The sequence below is a fragment of the Streptomyces sp. WMMB303 genome (genome assembly GCF_029351045.1).
Lineage (GTDB): Bacteria > Actinomycetota > Actinomycetes > Streptomycetales > Streptomycetaceae > Streptomyces.
Map to the genome: position 1 here is coordinate 5,521,584 of NZ_JARKIN010000001.1, position 18,492 is coordinate 5,540,075.

The window sequence follows — 18,492 nt, forward strand, 5'->3', positions numbered from 1 at the left end:
GCCGGTCACGCCACGGTGTGCGATACGCGCGGTTCTGCTGCCGTGTGGCACGGCGGCCGGGTATTTTCCAGCCTACGCAGAGGACCGACGACCGCACTCCCCCGTCCACAGGCGGGAGCGGATCGGCGTTCATCCGATGAACAGCACTCCGGACCGTGCCTTCGGCGCCCCGTCCGCCGTTAGTGCTGGATGGGGTGTCCGGTTCTGCCGAACGCCCGGCCCGGACCGGACCGGCCGCGGGCAGTCATGAGAGCGGTGGGGAATGCAGGTTGGAGCTTTCGTCCTGGGCGCGCAGTTCCCGGGCCAGCAGGAGAGCGAGGCGCTGGACCGGGCCGTGAGCGTCGCGGAGGCCGCCGAGCGGGGCGGTCTGGACCACGTCTGGCTCGCCGAGCACCATTTCGTGTCCTACGGGGTATGCCCCTCGGCGGTGACGCTCGCGGCACTGCTGTTGGGGCGCACCCGGCGGATCGGCGTCGGCACCGCGGTCAGCGTGCTGCCCAACGCGCACCCGGTCGCGCTCGGTGAGCAGACCGCGCTGCTGCATCTGCTCACCGAGGGACGCTTCACGCTCGGAGTCGGGCGCGGTGGGCCGTGGGTGGATCTGGAGGTCTTCGGCGGCGGGACCCGCGCGTTCGAAGAGGGCTTCCCGGAGGCGCTGGACCTGCTGCTGCGCTGGCTGCGCGAGCCGCGGGTGGGCGCGGACGGCGAGCGCTACCGCTTCCGCGAGGTGGCCGTGGTGCCGCGCCCGGATCCGGCCGGGCCCCCCGGTCCCGGTGCGGGTGGCGGGCCCGGCGTGGTCGTCGCCTGCACCTCGCCGGGAACCGTCCGGCTGGCCGCGGAACGGCTGCTGCCGATGCTGCTGGGCATGCACTGCGGGGACGCGGACAAGGCGGACATGACGCGGCTGTGGCGCACTGCGGCGCTGGAGGCCGGCCATCCTCCGGAAGCGGTCGCGGCCACCGCCCGGCAGCATGTGTCGGCCGGGGTCGTGCAGGTGGGCGACTCGCACGAGGAGGCGCGGCAGGCACTGACCAAGGCGATGCCCGGCTGGCTGCAGGAAGGCCTGGGGCAGCACGTGACCGTGGACGGCCGGCCGCGCTCCATGCGGGACCCGCTCGCGTACACGGAACTGCTGTGCGAGCTGCACGCCGTGGGCTCGCCCCGGCTGTGCGCCGACCGCCTGGCGGCGACGGCCGAGCGTACCGGGATCGAACGGTTCGCGCTGCTGGTCGAGGGCACCGGCGAGCGGGACGGCACCCTGCGGAACGTCCAGCGGCTGGCCGAGGAGGTGCGGCCACTGCTCGCGTGAGAGCGAGCGGCGACCCGGCGCCCGATCCGGAGCACCGTATCCCGCAAAGGCCGAAAAACGTTGCAGCCGGACGGTGTTGCCCGGCGGTGCCGGACTGCGGCAGGGCACAGCGGCGTTGCGGCGGTGGGTTCCCACCGCCGCAACGGACGCGGTCCGTACCCGCCCGACGCTCAGCAGTCGCGCAGCTCCGGCGACTGGTTGAGGAGCTGCCCGCGTATGGAGGTGAACCGGGCGAGCCGGTCGTCAGCCGACGTGTCCAGCGGGAAGACCGCCACACGGTGGCAGTTCTGGAAGGCGAGCCGCACCCCGAAGTGCCGTTCCAGGGCACCGCGGATCGCGTCGCTGGCCAGCGCGCGGAGCAACTGGCCACGGTGCTGCTCGTCCGGGGGCGGCGTCTGGTTGTCGGCGAACTCCCCGCCGTCCACCTTCAACTGCGCGACGAGCGAACTGACCATCTCCCACGCGTACGGGAGGGAAGTGCGGACGCAGTCGACGAACGCCGCCTCATCCACCTCGCCACGCTCTGCCTGATCCAAAAGCGCAGGTGGGACGTCGAGCGACATGGGTTTCTCCTCTCGCGACCCGGGCCCTGGGGCCGGGGTCTCTTGGGGGTGAACGGACATCACCGTGTAGTCGCGCAACCTCGCACGGCGACGTCCAGCCTTACCGTACGGCTCCGGACGTGAGAGCAGCACGAGAATGGGAATACTCGCGCCACTGCCGAACACCCCATCAGGGGGCGAATCGCGCGCGGTGGCGGCGGTCGAGTAGCGTGACCGACCATGCGTCTCGTCATCGCCCGCTGCTCGGTCGACTACGCCGGCAGGCTCACCGCGCATCTGCCCGCCGCACCCAGGCTGATCCTGGTCAAGGCGGACGGCTCGGTGTCCGTCCATGCCGACGACCGCGCGTACAAGCCCCTCAACTGGATGTCTCCTCCGTGCACCCTCAAAGAGGGGGACGATCAGCGCTGGACGGTGGAGAACAAGGCGGGCGAGAAACTGATCATCACTATGGAGGAGATACTGCACGACTCCTCCCACGAACTGGGCACCGACCCGGGATTGATCAAGGATGGCGTGGAAGCACACCTCCAGGAACTTCTCGCCGACCGCATGGAGACGCTGGGCGAGGGCTGGTCCCTGATCCGCCGTGAGTTCCCCACCGCCATCGGGCCCGTCGACATCCTGGGCCGCGACAGTGACGGGACCACGGTCGCCGTGGAGATCAAGCGCCGCGGTGAGATCGACGGCGTGGAACAGCTCACCCGCTATCTGGAGCTGCTCAACCGCGACCCCCATCTCGCCCCCGTCAAGGGCGTCTTCGCCGCGCAGGAGATCAAGCCACAGGCCCGGGTGCTCGCCGCCGACCGCGGCATCTCCTGCGTCACCCTCGACTACGACGGTCTGCGCGGCATCGAGGACGACAAACTCCGGCTGTTCTGAGCTCACACCGCAGCGCTCACCGGCCTCGGGCGCTCACCGGCCGCCGAGGCGGCCGGTGAGCCCTGCGACGCGCCCGCAGCCGGTTTCCGGTACCCCGCGCCCGGCACCCGTGCCCGGGGCCGCCCGGCGGTACCGCGCGTCAGGACGCCGAGGGTTCGGGCGCGCTCGCATCCGCACTGCCGCTGGGCGACCGCTCCGGTGCCCCGCCGGTCTGCGTCGTGGTGTTGTCCGCGCCGCCCGAGGGCGTCTTCGGCGGGTCCTCGGAGGTCGGGTCGTCGCTGGGGGTGGGCGAGGGGTCCTCGGAGGTGGGCGGGTCCTCCGGCGAGGAGGACGGGGGCCGGTGCGAGGAGGGCGGATCGTCCGGCGACGACGGCGGCTCGTGCGGGCTGCCGGGGTCGTCGGGAGCTTCGGAGGAGCTCTTCGGGGAACTGGGCTCCTCCCCCGGCTTCCCGGCGTCCCGCGAGGAGGTGGGGCTGCCCGTGCCCGGCGAGGGCCGGCCCGCGACGGGCCGCTGGTCCGGCTGCCCGCTCCGGCCGCCGTCGCCGGGCGGGGCGTCGCCGGGGGCGTTGTCCTCGTCGTCCTGCGAGGTCGCCGAGTCCGGCTGCACGGAGTCCGGGGGGCTCTCGTCGGAGACGGTGCCCAGGGTGACGACGGTGCCGAGCACGGCCGCCAGCAGGGCGCCGGCACCGGCCGCCGCCAGGTTCCGCTTGCTGCTCGTGAAGGCGCGCCAGCCGCGCGCCGCGCCGTGCCGGGCGCTCCCGGAGGCGGTGCGGCCGACCGGCGGCGTCGCCTCCGCCGCGGCGTCCGAGGGGGAGACGAGTGTCGCGCCCGGCTGCTGCTGGGCAGCGGCGGTCGAGAGCACCGGAGTGGTGGTGGCGTCCGCGGCGGCCCGCGGTGTGCCCGGCGTCGGCGTACCGGCCGCGAGGTCGCCGCCCGGCGCCCCGGCGGCCGGGGCCGAGAGCTGGTCGGTGACCAGCGCGAGGGCCCTGCGGCCCGCGACCGTCCCCCGCTGGTCGGCCAGGGTGCCGCGCAGCCCCAGTGCCGTCTCCAGTTCGGAGCGGGCCCGCTCGGGGTTGCCCGCGGCAAGAGCCAGCACGCCCAGCTCGTGGTGGAAATAGGCTTCCTCGGCGACCTCTCCGGAAGCCCGTGCCGCCTCCTGGCCGGCGCGCAGCACCCGCTCCCAGGCGCTCCAGCGCATTCCCGCCGCCAGCACCGGCGCCGCGGTGCGGGCGAGCAGCACGGCGGCGCTGGCGCTGCCCGTGCGCTGCGCGCCGCGCACGGCCGAGAGCAGCGGGTCGGCCTCCAGTGCGACGCGGTCGGCGGTGACGGTGGTCTGCCCGGCCCACCAGCTGTAGTGCTGCGCGGCGGTGAGGACGTAGGGGGTGGCCGTCTCGGCGTGACCGGCCTCGGTCAGCTCGGCGGCGCAGCCCGCGGCGAGCTTGAAGTGGTCGCCCGCCGGGCTGAGCAGTCCGGCGGCCAGCAGTTCGCCCTGGCAGTCCCCGGCCTGTGGGTCGCCGAGGAGCGCCGGCAGGTGCTCGGCGTGCGGCAGCTCACCGCCGAGCGCGAGGGCCAGCCGCAGCGCCTCGCGCCCCGCCTCGGAGAGGGCCGCGGCCAGCAGCGGGGCGAGCGCCACGTCGTCCGGCAGGTCGGCGACGACGCTCTCGCTGCCCTGCAGCCGCAGCAGCGCGCCGGCCTGGACGAAGCGCAGCGGCAGGCCCTCGGAGCCGAACCACAGGTCGGCGGCCCAGTCGGCCTCGCCGTCGGTGACCTGGCGGTGCACGGCCCGCTCGAGCAGCTCCAGGCAGGCCGTGCGGCTGAGTCCGGGCAGGAACACCTCCTCGAGACCGGAGCCGGGAGCGGGTGCGGGTACCTCGGGCGTGGCGGTGAACAGGAAGGCGCACTCGGGGGTGACCCGCAGCAGGTCGTCGAGCGCCGCGCCGCCGAACTCCAGGTCGTCGACGAGCACGACGGCGCCGATCCCGCCCAGCACGCTGTCCAGTTCGGCCTTCCCCGGGCGGTACCGGGGGGCGCTGTGGACCGCGGCGAACAGGTCGTACATCAGGTCGCTGGGGGTGCGGCGGTACCCGTTGAGCCGGACCACTCCGTCGGGCGCCAGGGTGGCCACGTCCTCGGCGACGGCGTCGAGGAGGGCGGTGCGCCCGGATCCGGCGGGCCCGGTGAGCCGGACCGAGCGGCCGCGGGAGAGCAGCCGGGAGAGCCGTTCGCGCTCCTCGTCGCGCTCCAGGAGGCTGCCGGGGGGCAGCGCCGCGGCGGCTGTGGCCTCCTGGACCGGACGGTCCCGGAGGGCGCGCTTGTGCGGGGCGTCGTGCTCGGCGCCCGGCGGGCGGGGTTCCACCTCGCTGCCGTCGACCGGGTTGACCGTCACGAGGTACCGGTCGGCGACGAGCCGGACGGCCCGGACCTGCTCGCCGCCGGTCCCACCGCTGGTGGACGGATACTCGTCGCCGTGTGCGGGACGGTCGCTGCCGTGCCGTTCCATCGTCATGTCTCCCAAGAACAGGTGGCGCGATCGGCCGACCGGGAGGGGCCGGTCCGGCGCACGGCCCCCATTGTCCAGGAAGCGACGGCGCGTGAGGGCGGTACCGGCCCGGCTGTCATGGCTTCGCCAGGATACCGGGCTGCCCGGGGCGGGATCCGGCAGCCGGGGAAGCGCCCGGCGCGGCGGTCTCGATGGCCAGGATGCGGTGCAGCCGGGTGGCCACCAGCAGGCGCCGCATCTGCGGGGGCACCCTGCGCAGGACGAGTCTGCGGCCGCAGCGTCCCGCGCGGCGGTGTGCGCCCATGATGACCCCGAGCCCCGTGGCGTCCCACGAGTCGAGCTCGGCGAGGTCCAGCACGAGGTCACCGTCGCCCGAGTCGACGGCTGCGTGCAGGACCGTACGGGCGTCCGCCGCGCTGCGGACGTCGAGACGACCTCCGACGACCAGCTCGGCGTGGTCGCCCCTGATATGCATATGTGCTCCCGGCGTGGTGTCCGTGGCGTGGTTGCTCATGCTGGTGCAGTCCCACTGCGGATGACTGGTGCCACAGCGGTGGGGTTGCCGTCCGTTTCCGGACCGATACCGAGTTTCACCCCCACGGGTGCCTCGGGCGACGATCCGGCCGCCGTCCGGGCCCGGCCTCCCCGCTCCGGCCGGGCCGCGCGCGCCGCTCCCGGCCGGAACGCGCGCTGCGGAGCGCCGATGAGGCCGAGCGGCGGATCCGCACCGCCCCTCCGCCGCACCGGGTCCGGGGTCAGTGCTGGTAGAAGCCCTGCCCGGCCTTGCGGCCGAGGTCCCCGGCGTCGACCATGCGGCGCATCAGTTCGGGCGGGGCGAACTTGCCGTCCTGGGACTCGGTGTGAATGTTCTCCGTGGCGTGCAGCAGGATGTCCACGCCGGTCAGGTCGGCGGTCGCCAGCGGGCCCATGGCGTGGCCGAAGCCGAGCCGGCAGGCGGTGTCGATGTCCTCGGCCGAGGCGACGCCGGACTCGTAGAGCTTCGCGGCCTCCACCACGAGCGCCGAGATCAGGCGGGTGGTGACGAAGCCGGCGACATCCCGGTTGACCACGACGCAGGTCTTGCCGACCGACTCGGCGAACTCCCGTGCGGTGGCCAGGGTTTCGTCGCTCGTCTTGAGGCCGCGCACCAGCTCGCACAGCGCCATCATGGGTACGGGCGAGAAGAAGTGCGTGCCCACGACCCGCTCCGGCCGGGTGGTGGCCGCCGCGATCTTGGTGATCGGGATGGCGGAGGTGTTGGAGGCGAGGACGGCCTCGTCGCGGGCCAGCTTGTCGACGGCGGCGAAGATCTCCCGCTTGACCTCGATCCGCTCGAAGACGGCCTCGACGACGACATCCGCCTCGGACACCGCCTCCAGGTCCGTGGTGGTGCTGATCCGGCCCAGGGCGGCCTCCGCGTCGGCCGCGTCGAGCTTGCCCTTGGAGACGAACTTGTCGTACGACGCCTTGATCCCGTCCCTGCCGCGGGTGAGCGCCTCGTCCGTCACATCGCGGAGCGTCACGCCCCAGCCCGCCTGGGCGGAGACCTGTGCGATTCCGGAGCCCATGAGTCCGGCTCCGATGACGGCGAGCTTCTTCGCCACGTTCTTCACCCTCACTTCGTCGCACCGGCCCGCACGCCCGCTGCGGCGGCGTGCCCGGCGCATTGTGAATGACCGTTCGTTGGGCGGACATTAGCGTCTCCCGGAGGGGCGTGGGAGGCGAAGAGACACGTATCACGTCTCACATGGCGGACGTCACACCCAACCCGCCGCACCCCGCCGCCGGTCCCATCAGCCGGGCCGCACCGCGTACTTGAGGAAGCGCTCGGAGACGAGCCCCTCGTAGGTGTCGAGCTTCCCGAGCGCGGCGAGCGCCGCCTGTTCGGGTGACATCCCGGCGGCGATCGCCCGGGTCGCACCCCGGAAGAGCTGGTTGGAGATGTGGACGAGTTCACCCGCGACCAACTGCGGCATGGGGTCCTCGGGGTCGTCGCCGGTCTCCTCGGCGAGGGTCTCGGTGAGCCGCTCGGCGGTCCGGTACTGCATCAGCATCATCCGGGCCAGCAGCGAGGGCGCCCCGTGGATGCAGCGCATGAAGGCGTCGTAGCCCTCCATCATCCCGGCGTAGACGCTGCGGTCCTCGATCTCGGCGCGCAGCCTGCCGAGCACCGCGTCCGCCGCCGACTGGCCCGGCAGCCGCTCGCGCACGAACCGGGAGGGGCGGTCGATCACCTCCTCGGCGCGGTCGAAGAAGAGGTCCTCCTTGGTCGGGAAGTAGTTGTAGACCGTGTTCGCCGAGACGTCCGCGGCCTCCGCGATCTCGGCGATGGTCACGGCGTCGAAGCCGCGGTCGAGGAAGAGTCCCGTGGCGATGTCGGAGATCCGCAGCCGGGTCTCGCGCTTCTTGCGTTCCCTGCGGCCCTCCTGGGGTGCGGTGCTGGTCATGGCTCCATCGTAGGCCGGGCGTGGTGCCGGTGAAATTTTGGAGTGGTTGCAAGTTTTAAGTCACTCTGTTTTTCTTGGTGCCATGCCAGCAGCCATCCGGACCTCCGGGCTGACCCGGACGTTCCGCCTCAAGTCCCCTGCATCCCGCACATCCCGCCTGACCCGCACGCCCCGCACCGTCGAAGCCGTCCGCGGCATCGACCTCACCGTCGAGCAGGGCGAGATCCTCGGTTTCCTCGGCCCCAACGGAGCGGGCAAGACCACCACGCTCCGGATGCTCACGACACTGCTGCAGCCCAGCTCGGGCACGGCGACCGTCGCCGGGCACGACCTGCGGGCCGACCCCCGAGAGGTACGGCGGCACATCGGATACGTCGCGCAGTCCGGCGGCACCGACCCCGCCGTGCGCGTCCGCGAGGAACTGGTCACCCAGGCCAGGCTCTACCGGCTGAGCAGCAGCGCAGCCGACCGCCGCACCCGGGAACTGGCGGCGGACCTCGACCTGACCGGCCTGCTCGACCGCCCCTGCGGCGCGCTCTCCGGCGGCCAGCGGCGCCGGCTCGACATCGCCATGGCCCTCACGCACGACCCAGCACTGCTCTTCCTCGACGAACCCACGACCGGACTCGACCCCGGCAGCCGCGCCGAGGTCTGGCGGCTGGTGCGGCGGCTGCGCGACGAACGCGGCGTCACCGTCTTCCTGACCACGCACTACCTGGACGAGGCCGACGCACTCGCCGACCGGCTGGTGATCGTGGCCGACGGGCGGATCGCGGCCCAGGGCAGCTCCGCGGAGCTGCGGCGCACCTACGGCGGCTCGGCCGAGGCCGGGCTGCAGGACGCCTTCCTCGCCGTCACCGGGCGGCCCGTCCCGCGCGAGGAGCAGGCCCCCGTCGCCGTCTGACACTCCCCCGCTCCGAACCGCCCCCGCAGAGAACGGACCACCCCGCTGTGCACCACCTGCTGACCGACACCCGGATCATCGCCGGCCGCTGTATCCGGCAGACGGCCGCATCGAAGCTCGGCCTGCTCTTCGGCCTCCTCCAACCTCTGCTCTTCCTGCTGTTCTTCGGTCCCCTGCTGGAGGACCTGAGCATCGGCGGGGACGGCGACTCCTGGCAGACCCTGGTGCCGGGACTCCTCGTCCAGCTCAGCCTCTTCTCCTCGGCCTTCGCCGGATTCACCCTCCTGATGGAGAAGCACCACGGCGTGGTCGAGCGGATGCGGGTCACCCCGGTGAGCAGACTCGCGCTGCTGCTGGGCCGGCTCGTGCGCGACGTCCTCCAGCTCTCCGTGCAGTCGGCCCTGCTCGTCCTGGTCGGCGTCGCGATGGGACTGCGCGCGCCGCTGACCGGGATCCTGCTCGGCTTCGCCCTGGTCGGCCTGCTCGCCGCGGCCCTCGCCGCGCTGTCCTACGCGCTGGCGATGCGGGTCAGCACTCCCCAGGAGTTCGCACCGGTGATCAACTCCCTGAACATGCCCGCGATGCTGCTCTCCGGCGTCCTGCTGCCGATGACGCTGGCGCCGGGCTGGCTGGACGCGGTCTCGCGCTGCGTACCGTTCCGGTACGTCGTCGAGGCCGTGCGCGACGCCTACACCGGGGACTACACGGACGGCACCCTGGCCCTCGGCACGGCGGTGGCCGCGGCGCTGGCCGCCGGCGCGCTGGCACTCGGCACCCGGGTGTTCCGCAGAGTGGGCGCCTAGGGACTCCCACGGCGCCCTTCCCCGGCGGCGGGTGCGGGCTACGCTCGCTGCATGGTTAACCTCACGCGGATCTACACCCGGACCGGCGACAAGGGCACGACGGCACTCGGCGACATGAGCCGCACCGCCAAGACCGACACCCGTATCGCGGCGTACGCCGACGCCAACGAGGCGAACGCCGCGATCGGCGTCGCGCTGGCCATGGGCGGGCTGGACGAGCCGGTCCGCGCCGTCCTGCTGCGGGTGCAGAACGACCTGTTCGACGTGGGCGCGGACCTGTCCACGCCCGTGGTGGAGAACCCCGAGTTCCCGCCGCTGCGGGTCGAGCAGACCTACATCGACAAGCTGGAGGCCGACTGCGACCGCTTCCTGGAGGATCTGGAGAAACTCCGCTCGTTCATCCTTCCGGGCGGCACCCCGGGCGCGGCGCTGCTGCACCAGGCGTGCACCGTAGTACGGCGGGCGGAGCGCTCCACCTGGGCCGCCATGGAGGAGCACGGCGAGACGATGAACCCGCTGCCGGCGACCTACCTCAACCGGCTCTCCGACCTGCTGTTCATTCTGGCGCGGACGGCCAACAAGCCGGTCGGCGACGTGCTGTGGGTGCCGGGCGGCGAGCGGTGAACGCACCCGGCGCCCGGCCCGCGCCGGGACGGCCCGCGCTGCTGATGGACCTGGGCGGGGTGCTGGTGGCCGACAAGTTGCCGGCCGCCGCCGCCAAGTGGGCGGCGCGGCTGGGCCGCACCGAACGGGACATCGTCACGGCCGTCTACGCGGGCAACGACACCGAGGTGCTGGTGGGGCGGATGAGCGGCACCGCGTGGTGGTCCGTGGTCCGCGAGCGGCTCGGCCTGGACGGGGAAGCCGTGTCCGAACTGCGCCACGACCTGGCCGGCGACCCGGTGTGGGACACGGCGCTGCTGAACGCGGTGGCCGCACTGCGGGGCCGCGCACGTACGGCGTTCGTCAGCAACGCCTGGCCGGACGCCCGGCCGAACCTCGCCCCGCGCCTCTCGGTCGCCGACGCGGTCGTGCTCTCCTGCGAGGTGGGCTTCGCCAAGCCCGATCCCCGCATCTACACCCACACCCTGGAGCTGCTCGGCGCCGCGGCCGAGGACGCACTGTTCGTCGACGACGTCCCGGAGAACGTCGAGGCCGCCCGGGCGCTGGGCATGGCCGGGCATCTGCACACCGGCACCGACGGCAGTCTGGCCGCCCTGGAGACGTTCGCAGCCCGGCTTCCGCAGGTCACAGACCTGTAGCCAGCGGTCTGCCGCCGAGTGGAACCGGGTACTGTGCGTGCATGGCCATACCGGGGGCACAGCCGCAGCAGCCGTTCTCACAGCAGCCCACATCCGTCGGGACACCCGCGTACCAGTTCAACCCGTACGCGCAGCCGTCCACTCCGCCGCCGGGCCCGCCCGGGCAGCCCCCGACAGGGCCGGGACGCGGCGGCGGACCGCGCTGGCTGTGGGCGCTGGGCGGCGTGGTGGTCGCCTCGGTCACCTGGGCGGCGACGCTGATGGCCACGGGTGCGCTGGAGAAGGACACCGCCGACTTCCGCGGCTACCGCTTCCACCACGACATGTGCGAGACCTCGGAACTCGCCTCGTTCAAGGAGGACTACGAGCTCAAGGAGACCTCCTCGGACTACCCCGACGGCTACTCCTCCCGCCAGAACGGGTACGACATCAGCCAGTGCAGCCGCACGATGACCAAGAAGGGCGAGACGTCCAGCACTCCGCCGACCACGTATGTGAGCACGACCGTGGAGTGGCACAAGAAGTCCGACCCCACCGGGGAGTTCGCCTCCCAGCAGCGGGTGTGGGAGGACCAGAAGTCCAGTTCGTACAAGTACGAGGTCTCCTCCGTCGACGGCTTCGGCGACGAGGCGTATCTGATCAAGGAGGAGCGGGGCAGCAGCCTCGGCAGCCTCAAGCTGGCCGTCCGCGCGGGGTGGATGACCTACGAGATGCGGTGGAGCTGGTTCGGTGGCGGCATCGACGAGGACGCCGACCCGCCGTCCGCCGAGACGGTCACCGAGTGGCTGAAGACCGACACCCGCGCCACGCTGAAGGCCCTCGAGAAGGCCGACTCCAAAGAGGTACCGGGCCGCGACCCCGACGCTTGACGCGCCCGGGGCGCCCTGCGCCGCGGCACGGGTGAGCCTGCGAGCGGCGAAGGCCCGCGACTGCCGACTATTCCCGGACCCGCGCGGCCGACGAGTCCGCCCGCTCCACGGGGTGCCGATGGGCGGCCGAGGGCATCGCTTCGGACTCCGGCTCCGTACGTCCGGCACCGGCATCCGGCTGCGCGGGCCGGGGCTCGGCCCAGGATTCCGCGTGCCCTGGCCTGTGCGTCGGCTGGGGCGGCCCGGAGCGCTCGGCCCGCTCCGCGGAGCCGAGCGCCGCGGACAGCCAGGTTCCGCCGGCCCGCTGTTCGCGCCCGCGCTCGTCCGCATGCTTCGGCCGCTTGGGCCAGATCGTGTAGCTGACCGCGATCAGCAGGCTGATGCCGGCCACCACGCCCATCCGGCTCTGCCACTCGCGCAGCGGCGCGGCCTGCGACGCGTCGTCGACGTACCAGATCGCGGCTTGCAGCAGCACGGCGGCGATGGCCGCCGCGCCGATGGCACGCCCGCACATCTTCCACTCGTGCACCGTGTGCGCCATGCCGTAGCGGGGCGGCTTGGCCGGGCGCTGCCCCTTGCCGAGCAGGTGCGCCGCGTGTCCGTCCGCCCACCGGACCATGTAGTGACCGTGCGTGGCGGTGAACCCGATGTACACGGCGGCCAGTCCGTGCTTCCAGTCGGGCTCCGCACCGTTCCGCAGATCGATCGCGGTGACGACCAGCAGTACGACCTCCAGCAGCGGTTCGCACAGCAGCACGGCGGCACCGGCCCGCGGCAGCTTCACCGCATAGCGCAGCGCGAGGCCCACGGCGAGCAGCACCCAGAAGGCGACCTCACAGATGACGATCAGAGTCACGATCACGGCGGAGCCTTTCTCGACACGGCCCTGGGACGAGGGGATGCGACAGCGGCACGAGCCGGCCCCGCCCCCCACAGTCCGCAGCGGGAGACGGTCCGGACGCGCCTCACCACTGTGGCGCCGGGGAACCGTCCGCGGCGTCGTCGCGCACGACGATTCGCGGTACCGGGGACTGCATCTTTCGATGCAGTCCCCGCCCTCCGGTTGCTCGCTCCGGCGGACGACGGCCGCCGCCGCGGCCCCGGATAGGCTGAGCCGGTCGGAGAACGGAGACCGGAGGGCTCCGCACCGGCCGGGTTCCGGAGACGCGAGCCCGCGGCCGGCACCGTCGGCCGGATGGATACCCGGAAGGATGATCTCCCCTTCGCGGGAGGCTTGCTCGCCCTGCGGAGGGAGCGCTTCCTCCCGGGGAGCCGTGACCTGTTGGAGTCGTGATCGCCGCCGCAGCCGTACCCCGGGCCGCTCGTGCCCCGCGTGGCCGCCGCCCGCACCGGGACGACGTGCTGGTCGCGGCCGCAGGCTTGGCCGGTGGTCTGCTGCTGTGGGCGTTCGAGCTGAACAGCAGACCGCTGTGGCAGACCGGACCGCGCTGGCTGGTCCTGCTTCCGCTCGCCACGATGTGCCTGGCCACGCTGGCACGGCGGTTCGGGCAGCCGTACGCGCTGCTGCTGGGCACGGTCGCCGAGGTCGCCGACGTGACTCTGGGCACGCTGCTGGCGACCATGGTGCTGTTCACCGACGTCCTCTACGCCGCGGTGCTCTACGGCTCGGCCCGGTTCTCCCGCACGGTGCTGCGAACCTCGGTCGTGGTCAGCGTGCTGGTCTCGGCAGGACTGCTGCTCGCCTTCCGGGACCCGGAGATGCTGCTGGTCGGAGCGGCCTGCGCCGGGGTGCTCGTGGTGCCCACCACCTCGGGCGAGATGATCCGCAACCACCGCGACAAGGCGGCCGCCGAGCGGGTGCGGGCGGAGCAGACCGCGCTGCTGGCGGAGCTGGACCGCAAGCAGGCGGTCAACGCCGAACGCGCCCGGATGGCCCGTGAGCTGCACGACGTCGTCGCCAACCACCTCTCGGCCATCGCCATCCACTCCACGGCGGCGCTCTCGTTCCCGGAGCCGGGCGCCGGCGGCGGCGCCACCCGGGACGCGCTGGGCGTCATCCGGGAGAACAGCGTGCAGGGCCTGGCCGAGATGCGCCGCCTGATCGGGCTGCTGCGCAACGCGGACGGTGCCGAGGAACCGGCCGCGACGCCCTCGCTGGAGGGGCTGGAGGCGCTGCTGCGCCGGGCCCGGGCGATGGCGGGCGACGGCCGCACCTTCGCCCTGGCCGATCGCCGGCCCTCCGGCGAGCGCCTTCCGGCCCCCGTCGAACTGGCCGCCTACCGCGTCGTCCAGGAGGCCGTCACCAACGCGCTGAAACACGCGGCTCCCGGGACAGTCACCGTGGCGCTGGACCGGGACGCGGCCCGCCCGGACACACTCGGCATCCGTGTCCGCAGTCCGCTCGGCGACGCTCCGGTCGACGACGGCGCCCCGCGCGCGCCCGGCGCCGGCGCGGGCCTGGTCGGGATGCGGGAGCGGGTCGAACTGCTGGAGGGCGAGCTGACCGCGGGGCCCGCTGAGAGCGCGGCCGGGGAGCGGATCTGGCAGGTGCACGCAGTACTGCCCGCCCCGCACGAGGCGGAACCGGTCGCCGGACACTCGGCCGCCGACGGCTCCGGCGCCGCACGTCGGCACGAGAAGCACAGGGCACTCGAGAAGAAGCACGGAACACCCGAGAAGCACGAGAAGAGGGAGCCGGAGCGTGACCGCTGAACGGACCATCCGCGTACTGGTCGCCGAGGACCAGCAGGCCGTACGCGCGGGGCTCGTGCTCATCCTCCGCAACGCCGCCGGAATCGACGTCGTCGGTGAGGCGGGGGACGGCGAGGAGGCTGTCCGGCTGGCCCGGGAGCTGGCCCCGGACGTGGTGCTGATGGACATCCAGATGCCCCGCCTGGACGGGGTGTCGGCCACCGGGCAGATCACCGGCGACCGGCTCGCCGACGTCCTGGTGCTCACCACCTTCGACCTGGACGCCTACGTCTTCGGGGCGCTGCGCGCGGGCGCCGCGGGGTTCCTGCTCAAGGACAGCGAGGCGGCCGAGGTGGTGGCGGCGGTGCGCACGGTCGCACGCGGTGAGGGCATGATCGCGCCCGCTGTGACCCGGCGGCTGATCGCCGAGTTCGCCGGCTCGGCGGCGCCGGGCACCGCCCGCGCCTCCGGTGCCCCGGCCGCACCCCCGTCCGGGCTGGGCGAACTCACCCGCCGGGAGCGCGAGGTGCTCGGCTGTCTGGGCGGGGGCCTGTCCAACGCCGAGATCGCCGACCGCCTCACCATGGCGGAGGGCACGGTCAAGACCCATGTGAGCAGACTGCTCGCCAAGCTGGAGTTGCGCAGCCGCACCCAGGCCGCCGTGCGGGCCCAGGAGTGGGGTATCGGAGCGCCGTAGCCGCAGGAGGCCCGCCGCGCTGCGGCCCCGGGGCCCGGGAGCCCGGCGGGCGCCGGGCGGCAGCTGTCAGGCCACGTTCACCCGCTGGCCTGGCGGGGCGGCCTCCAGCCAGGCGAGGAAGCCGGTGAGCGCGTCCTCGCTCAGCGCGAGTTCGACCCGCACCCGGTCGGGGCCGACGGCGCAGGCCAGCACCACCGCGTCGGAGAGCAGCGCCTGCTCCTCCTCACCCAGCGGGGAGCGCCGCTCCAGAACGTCGATGGCCCCGCGCACCAGATGGCGGCGGGGCCTGGGGGCATAGGAGAAGACTCGGAACCATTCGATCCGGTCTCCGTTGTAGCGGGCGATCCCGTACGCCCAGCCTTTCCCTTTGGGGTCGTCGGCCTCTCCCTCGGAGACCGCCCAGCGCAGGTTGCAGTCGAACGTTCCGCCGGACCGCTGGATGAGCCGTCGGCGTACGCCGAAGGCGAAAAGTCCCATCACCACCAGCAGGACGACCACGCCGCACAGCAGCAGAGCAAGGGCCATCGTCACCGACCTCCTCGCTCTCTTCGGGACCTGCCGCGCGACAAGTCTCTCAAACCCTGCGGTATGGCTTCAGCCGCGGGCGGCCCCGGGAAATTCCGGGACCGCCCGCGGCTGAGGGTCGTCGTGCGCCGGATGTGACGCGACTGACGTCAGCGTGCGGCCGTCACCGACCGCAGCCGGACATCGGCGCGCTTCTCTGCGTCGGCGTCCGCCTGGGACTTCGCGTCCTCCAGCGCACGCTCCGCCCGCTCGACGTCGATCTCGTCGGTCAGCTCCGCGACCTCGGCGAGCAGCGAGAGCTGGTTGTCGGCGAAGGAGATGAACCCGCCGTGCACCGCGGCGACGACGGTGCCGTTGCCGCTCTCGCCCGTCGTACGAATGGTGACCGGGCCGGACTCCAGCACACCGAGCAGCGGCTGGTGGCCGGGCATGACGCCGATATCACCCGAGGAGGTACGCGCGACGACCAGGCTGGCCTCACCGGACCAGACCTTGCGGTCGGCGGCGACCAACTCGACGTGCAGCTCAGCCACTGTGGCTCCTCAGACTGGGATGGGGAAAGGATACGGGGTGCGGCGCGGGGGCGGGTACGTCACCCGCCCCCGCCGCGGAGCACGACCGGCGCACACCCGCACCCGGTCGCTCGCGACCGCGCACGGGGGCACATGGATGCGCCGTGGTGCCGGGGCCAGGCGTCAGGAGACGCCGAGCTCCTTCGCCTTGGCCTTGAGGTCCTCCAGGCCACCGCACATGAAGAACGCCTGCTCGGGGAAGTGGTCGTACTCGCCGTCGGCGATCGCGTTGAAGGCAGCGATCGACTCGTCCAGCGGGACGTCCGATCCGTCGAGACCGGTGAACTGCTTCGCCGCGTGGGTGTTCTGCGACAGGAAGCGCTCGATCCGGCGGGCGCGGGACACCGTGAGCTTGTCCTCCTCGGACAGCTCGTCGATGCCGAGGATGGAGATGATGTCCTGCAGGTCCTTGTACTTCTGCAGGATCCCCTTGACGCGCTCGGCGCAGTCGTAGTGGTCCTGCGAGACGAAGCGCGGGTCCAGGATCCGGGAGGTGGAGTCCAGCGGGTCCACCGCCGGGTAGATGCCCTTCTCCGAGATCGGACGCGAGAGCACCGTGGTGGCGTCCAGGTGCGCGAAGGTCGTCGCCGGAGCCGGGTCGGTGAGGTCGTCCGCGGGCACGTAGATCGCCTGCATCGAGGTGATGGAGTGGCCGCGGGTCGAGGTGATGCGCTCCTGGAGCACACCCATCTCGTCCGCCAGGTTCGGCTGGTAGCCCACCGCGGAGGGCATCCGGCCCAGCAGAGTGGAGACCTCGGAACCGGCCTGGGTGAAGCGGAAGATGTTGTCGATGAAGAACAGCACGTCCTGCTTCTGCACATCGCGGAAGTACTCCGCCATGGTCAGACCGGCCAGCGCGACCCGCAGGCGGGTCCCCGGCGGCTCGTCCATCTGGCCGAAGACCAGCGCGGTCTGCGGGAGAACGCCGGACTCCTTCATCTCCTCGATGAGGTCGTTGCCCTCACGGGTGCGCTCGCCGACGCCGGCGAACACGGAAACACCCTCGTGCAGCTTGGCCACACGCATGATCATTTCCTGGATGAGGACGGTCTTGCCGACGCCCGCACCGCCGAACAGGCCGATCTTGCCGCCCTTGACGTACGGGGTCAGCAGGTCGACGACCTTCAGACCGGTCTCGAACATCTCGGTCTTGGACTCGAGCTGGTCGAAGCTGGGGGCCTGGCGGTGGATCGCCCACCGCTCGGTGACCTCCGACTCGGCCTCCGGCTCGTTCAGGATCTTGCCGAGGGTGTTGAACACCCGGCCCTTGGTGACGTCGCCGACCGGCACGGTCAGGCCGGTGCCGGTGTCTGTCACCGGGGCCTGGCGGACCAGGCCGTCGGTCGGCTCCATGGCGATGGCGCGGACCAGGCCCTCGCCAAGGTGCTGGGCGACCTCGAGGGTCAGCGTCTTGCGCTTGCCCTCCTCGGAGGGGTCGAGGACCTCGACCGTCAGCGCGTTGTAGATGTCCGGCATGGCGTCGACGGGGAACTCCACGTCGACGACCGGGCCGATGACCCGGGCTACGCGGCCCGTCGCAGCGGCCGTCTCAACTGTGGTGGTCATGGTTAGCGGTCACTCCCCGCGTTAGCGTCAGCCAGCGCGCTCGCCCCACCGACGATCTCGCTGATTTCCTGGGTGATGTCGGCCTGGCGGGCCGCGTTGGCAAGCCGCGTCAGCGACTTGATGAGATCTTCGGCATTGTCGGTCGCGGACTTCATCGCCCGGCGCGTGGCGGCGTGCTTGGAGGCAGCCGCCTGCAGCAGGGCGTTGTAGACCCGCGACTCGACGTACCGCGGCAGCAGCGCGTCCAGCACGTCCTCGGCCGACGGCTCGAAGTCGTAGAGCGGCATGATCGCGGTGGCGCCCTTGGCGGTGCCCTCGCCCTCACCGGCGGACTCGACGCCCCCCGCGAAAGAGAGCGGCAGCATCCTGGCGTCCACCGCGGTCTGCGTCATCATCGAGACGAACTCGGTGTAGACGATGTGCAGCTCGTCCACGCCGCCCTCGGCGGTCTCCCGCTGCACTGCCTCGATCAGCGGTGCGGCGACGGCCTTCGCGTCGGCGTAGCTCGGGTTGTCGGTGAAGCCGGTGAACGACTCCTTGACCGCCCGGTCGCGGAAGCTGTAGTAGGCGACGCCCTTGGAGCCGACGATGTAGCTCTCGACCTCCTTGCCCTCGGCGGCCAGCCGGCGATTCAGCTCTTCGGCCGCCTTGATGGCGTTGGAGTTGTAGCCGCCCGCCAGACCGCGGTCGCTCGTGATGAGCAGGACCGCGGCCCGCTTGGGCTGCTCCGCCTCGGTCAGCAGGGGGTGCTTGGTGTCGGAACCCTGGGCGACGGCGGTGACCGCGTGGGTCAGCTCCTTCGCGTACGGCTCCGACGCCGTCACCTTGCGCTGCGCCTTGATGATGCGGGAGGCCGCGATCATCTCCATCGCACGCGTGATCTTCTTGGTCGCAGTGACGGATTTGATCCGCCGCTTGTAGACCCTGAGCTGGGCACCCAT

18 protein-coding genes and 1 pseudogene are annotated in these 18,492 nt (G+C 72.4%); 9 read left to right on the top strand and 10 right to left on the bottom strand.

Annotation, left to right across the window (positions count from 1 at the left end; genetic code table 11):
- Positions 1–262: 262 nt before the first annotated feature.
- Positions 263–1,309, top strand: a complete 1,047-nt coding sequence (locus P2424_RS23920) for an LLM class flavin-dependent oxidoreductase (RefSeq protein WP_276477784.1) — start codon at positions 263–265, stop codon at positions 1,307–1,309.
- 170 nt (positions 1,310–1,479) lie between these two features.
- On the opposite strand, the gene P2424_RS23925 is transcribed toward P2424_RS23920, so the two are convergent.
- Positions 1,480–1,872, bottom strand: coding sequence for an SCO5389 family protein (locus tag P2424_RS23925; RefSeq protein WP_019354640.1), 393 nt, complete (start codon positions 1,870–1,872; stop codon positions 1,480–1,482).
- A 219-nt stretch (positions 1,873–2,091) separates the two neighbouring features.
- On the opposite strand from P2424_RS23925, the gene nucS reads away from it, so the two are divergent.
- Complete coding sequence (nucS, locus tag P2424_RS23930; protein WP_019354639.1) at positions 2,092–2,754, top strand: endonuclease NucS; 663 nt, start codon at positions 2,092–2,094, stop codon at positions 2,752–2,754.
- A 139-nt stretch (positions 2,755–2,893) separates the two neighbouring features.
- Here nucS and P2424_RS23935 read toward each other — a convergent pair whose 3' ends face one another.
- The 4 genes from P2424_RS23935 to P2424_RS23950 all read right to left on the bottom strand — a co-directional run bounded on the left by P2424_RS23935 (position 2,894) and on the right by P2424_RS23950 (position 7,701).
- Positions 2,894–5,260 carry an ATP-binding protein gene (locus P2424_RS23935; RefSeq protein ID WP_276477785.1) on the bottom strand — a complete coding sequence of 789 codons (2,367 nt, stop codon included), beginning with the start codon at positions 5,258–5,260 and terminating at the stop codon, positions 2,894–2,896.
- Positions 5,261–5,369: 109 nt separating this feature from the next.
- Positions 5,370–5,729, bottom strand: coding sequence for an STAS domain-containing protein (locus tag P2424_RS23940; protein ID WP_276479102.1), 360 nt, complete (start codon positions 5,727–5,729; stop codon positions 5,370–5,372).
- 280 nt (positions 5,730–6,009) lie between these two features.
- Positions 6,010–6,858, bottom strand: a complete 849-nt coding sequence (locus P2424_RS23945) for a 3-hydroxyacyl-CoA dehydrogenase family protein (protein WP_276479103.1) — start codon at positions 6,856–6,858, stop codon at positions 6,010–6,012.
- A 189-nt stretch (positions 6,859–7,047) separates the two neighbouring features.
- On the bottom strand, positions 7,048–7,701 hold the full coding sequence (locus P2424_RS23950) for a TetR family transcriptional regulator (protein WP_276477786.1): 654 nt from the start codon (positions 7,699–7,701) through the stop codon (positions 7,048–7,050).
- An 82-nt stretch (positions 7,702–7,783) separates the two neighbouring features.
- Here P2424_RS23950 and P2424_RS23955 point away from each other — a divergent pair, with 82 nt between their 5' ends.
- From P2424_RS23955 to P2424_RS23975, 5 genes are read left to right on the top strand one after another with little or no spacing between them, the layout of a single operon-like run.
- A complete protein-coding gene (locus P2424_RS23955) occupies positions 7,784–8,605 on the top strand; it encodes an ABC transporter ATP-binding protein (RefSeq protein ID WP_276477787.1) in 822 nt (273 codons plus the stop codon).
- Positions 8,606–8,652: 47 nt separating this feature from the next.
- Positions 8,653–9,408 (top strand): ABC transporter permease, encoded by a 756-nt coding sequence (locus tag P2424_RS23960; protein ID WP_276477788.1) that lies wholly within the window; start codon positions 8,653–8,655, stop codon positions 9,406–9,408.
- Positions 9,409–9,459: 51 nt separating this feature from the next.
- Positions 9,460–10,032 carry a cob(I)yrinic acid a,c-diamide adenosyltransferase gene (locus P2424_RS23965; protein WP_276477789.1) on the top strand — a complete coding sequence of 191 codons (573 nt, stop codon included), beginning with the start codon at positions 9,460–9,462 and terminating at the stop codon, positions 10,030–10,032.
- Entirely contained in the window at positions 10,029–10,670 is a 642-nt protein-coding gene (locus P2424_RS23970) for an HAD family phosphatase (RefSeq protein ID WP_276477790.1), read from the top strand. The genes P2424_RS23965 and P2424_RS23970 overlap by 4 nt, the downstream gene beginning before the upstream one ends.
- A 41-nt stretch (positions 10,671–10,711) precedes the next feature.
- Positions 10,712–11,539, top strand: a complete 828-nt coding sequence (locus P2424_RS23975) for a hypothetical protein (protein WP_276477791.1) — start codon at positions 10,712–10,714, stop codon at positions 11,537–11,539.
- 331 nt (positions 11,540–11,870) lie between these two features.
- On the opposite strand, the pseudogene P2424_RS23980 reads toward P2424_RS23975, so the two are convergent.
- Positions 11,871–12,401: pseudogene (locus P2424_RS23980) on the bottom strand (hypothetical protein); the annotation flags it as partial.
- Positions 12,402–12,829: 428 nt separating this feature from the next.
- On the opposite strand from P2424_RS23980, the gene P2424_RS23985 reads away from it, so the two are divergent.
- Together P2424_RS23985 and P2424_RS23990 are read left to right on the top strand one after the other, a co-directional pair.
- The gene (locus P2424_RS23985; protein ID WP_276477792.1) at positions 12,830–14,212 is read left to right on the top strand and encodes a histidine kinase; all 1,383 of its coding nucleotides are present in this window, start codon (positions 12,830–12,832) and stop codon (positions 14,210–14,212) included.
- Positions 14,202–14,888: a response regulator transcription factor gene (locus tag P2424_RS23990; protein WP_276477793.1), complete on the top strand. Its 687-nt coding sequence runs from the start codon at positions 14,202–14,204 to the stop codon at positions 14,886–14,888. Before P2424_RS23985 ends, P2424_RS23990 begins: the two co-directional genes overlap by 11 nt.
- Positions 14,889–14,954: 66 nt before the next feature.
- On the opposite strand, the gene P2424_RS23995 is transcribed toward P2424_RS23990, so the two are convergent.
- The 4 genes from P2424_RS23995 to P2424_RS24010 form a co-directional block, all read right to left on the bottom strand.
- Positions 14,955–15,413 carry a DUF2550 domain-containing protein gene (locus tag P2424_RS23995; RefSeq protein ID WP_276477794.1) on the bottom strand — a complete coding sequence of 153 codons (459 nt, stop codon included), beginning with the start codon at positions 15,411–15,413 and terminating at the stop codon, positions 14,955–14,957.
- 149 nt (positions 15,414–15,562) lie between these two features.
- Complete coding sequence (locus P2424_RS24000; protein ID WP_276477795.1) at positions 15,563–15,946, bottom strand: F0F1 ATP synthase subunit epsilon; 384 nt, start codon at positions 15,944–15,946, stop codon at positions 15,563–15,565.
- 162 nt (positions 15,947–16,108) lie between these two features.
- The gene (gene atpD / locus P2424_RS24005) at positions 16,109–17,551 is read right to left on the bottom strand and encodes a F0F1 ATP synthase subunit beta (protein WP_069992806.1); all 1,443 of its coding nucleotides are present in this window, start codon (positions 17,549–17,551) and stop codon (positions 16,109–16,111) included.
- Between the two features lie 2 nt (positions 17,552–17,553).
- Positions 17,554–18,492 (bottom strand): F0F1 ATP synthase subunit gamma, encoded by a 939-nt coding sequence (locus P2424_RS24010; protein ID WP_276477796.1) that lies wholly within the window; start codon positions 18,490–18,492, stop codon positions 17,554–17,556.

Bases quoted from the DNA above. Each gene is read 5' to 3' on its own strand.
- P2424_RS23965 (WP_276477789.1), top strand. From the start codon at position 9,460: ATGGTTAACCTCACGCGGATCTACACCCGGACCGGCGACAAGGGCACG.
- nucS (WP_019354639.1), top strand. From the start codon at position 2,092: ATGCGTCTCGTCATCGCCCGCTGCTCGGTCGACTACGCCGGCAGGCTC.
- P2424_RS23940 (WP_276479102.1), bottom strand. From the start codon at position 5,729: ATGCATATCAGGGGCGACCACGCCGAGCTGGTCGTCGGAGGTCGTCTC.
- P2424_RS23950 (WP_276477786.1), bottom strand. From the start codon at position 7,701: ATGACCAGCACCGCACCCCAGGAGGGCCGCAGGGAACGCAAGAAGCGC.
- P2424_RS23920 (WP_276477784.1), top strand. From the start codon at position 263: ATGCAGGTTGGAGCTTTCGTCCTGGGCGCGCAGTTCCCGGGCCAGCAG.
- P2424_RS23935 (WP_276477785.1), bottom strand. From the start codon at position 5,260: ATGACGATGGAACGGCACGGCAGCGACCGTCCCGCACACGGCGACGAG.
- P2424_RS23995 (WP_276477794.1), bottom strand. From the start codon at position 15,413: ATGGCCCTTGCTCTGCTGCTGTGCGGCGTGGTCGTCCTGCTGGTGGTG.
- atpD (WP_069992806.1), bottom strand. From the start codon at position 17,551: ATGACCACCACAGTTGAGACGGCCGCTGCGACGGGCCGCGTAGCCCGG.
- P2424_RS24010 (WP_276477796.1), bottom strand. From the start codon at position 18,492: ATGGGTGCCCAGCTCAGGGTCTACAAGCGGCGGATCAAATCCGTCACT.
- P2424_RS23925 (WP_019354640.1), bottom strand. From the start codon at position 1,872: ATGTCGCTCGACGTCCCACCTGCGCTTTTGGATCAGGCAGAGCGTGGC.
- P2424_RS23975 (WP_276477791.1), top strand. From the start codon at position 10,712: ATGGCCATACCGGGGGCACAGCCGCAGCAGCCGTTCTCACAGCAGCCC.
- P2424_RS23955 (WP_276477787.1), top strand. From the start codon at position 7,784: ATGCCAGCAGCCATCCGGACCTCCGGGCTGACCCGGACGTTCCGCCTC.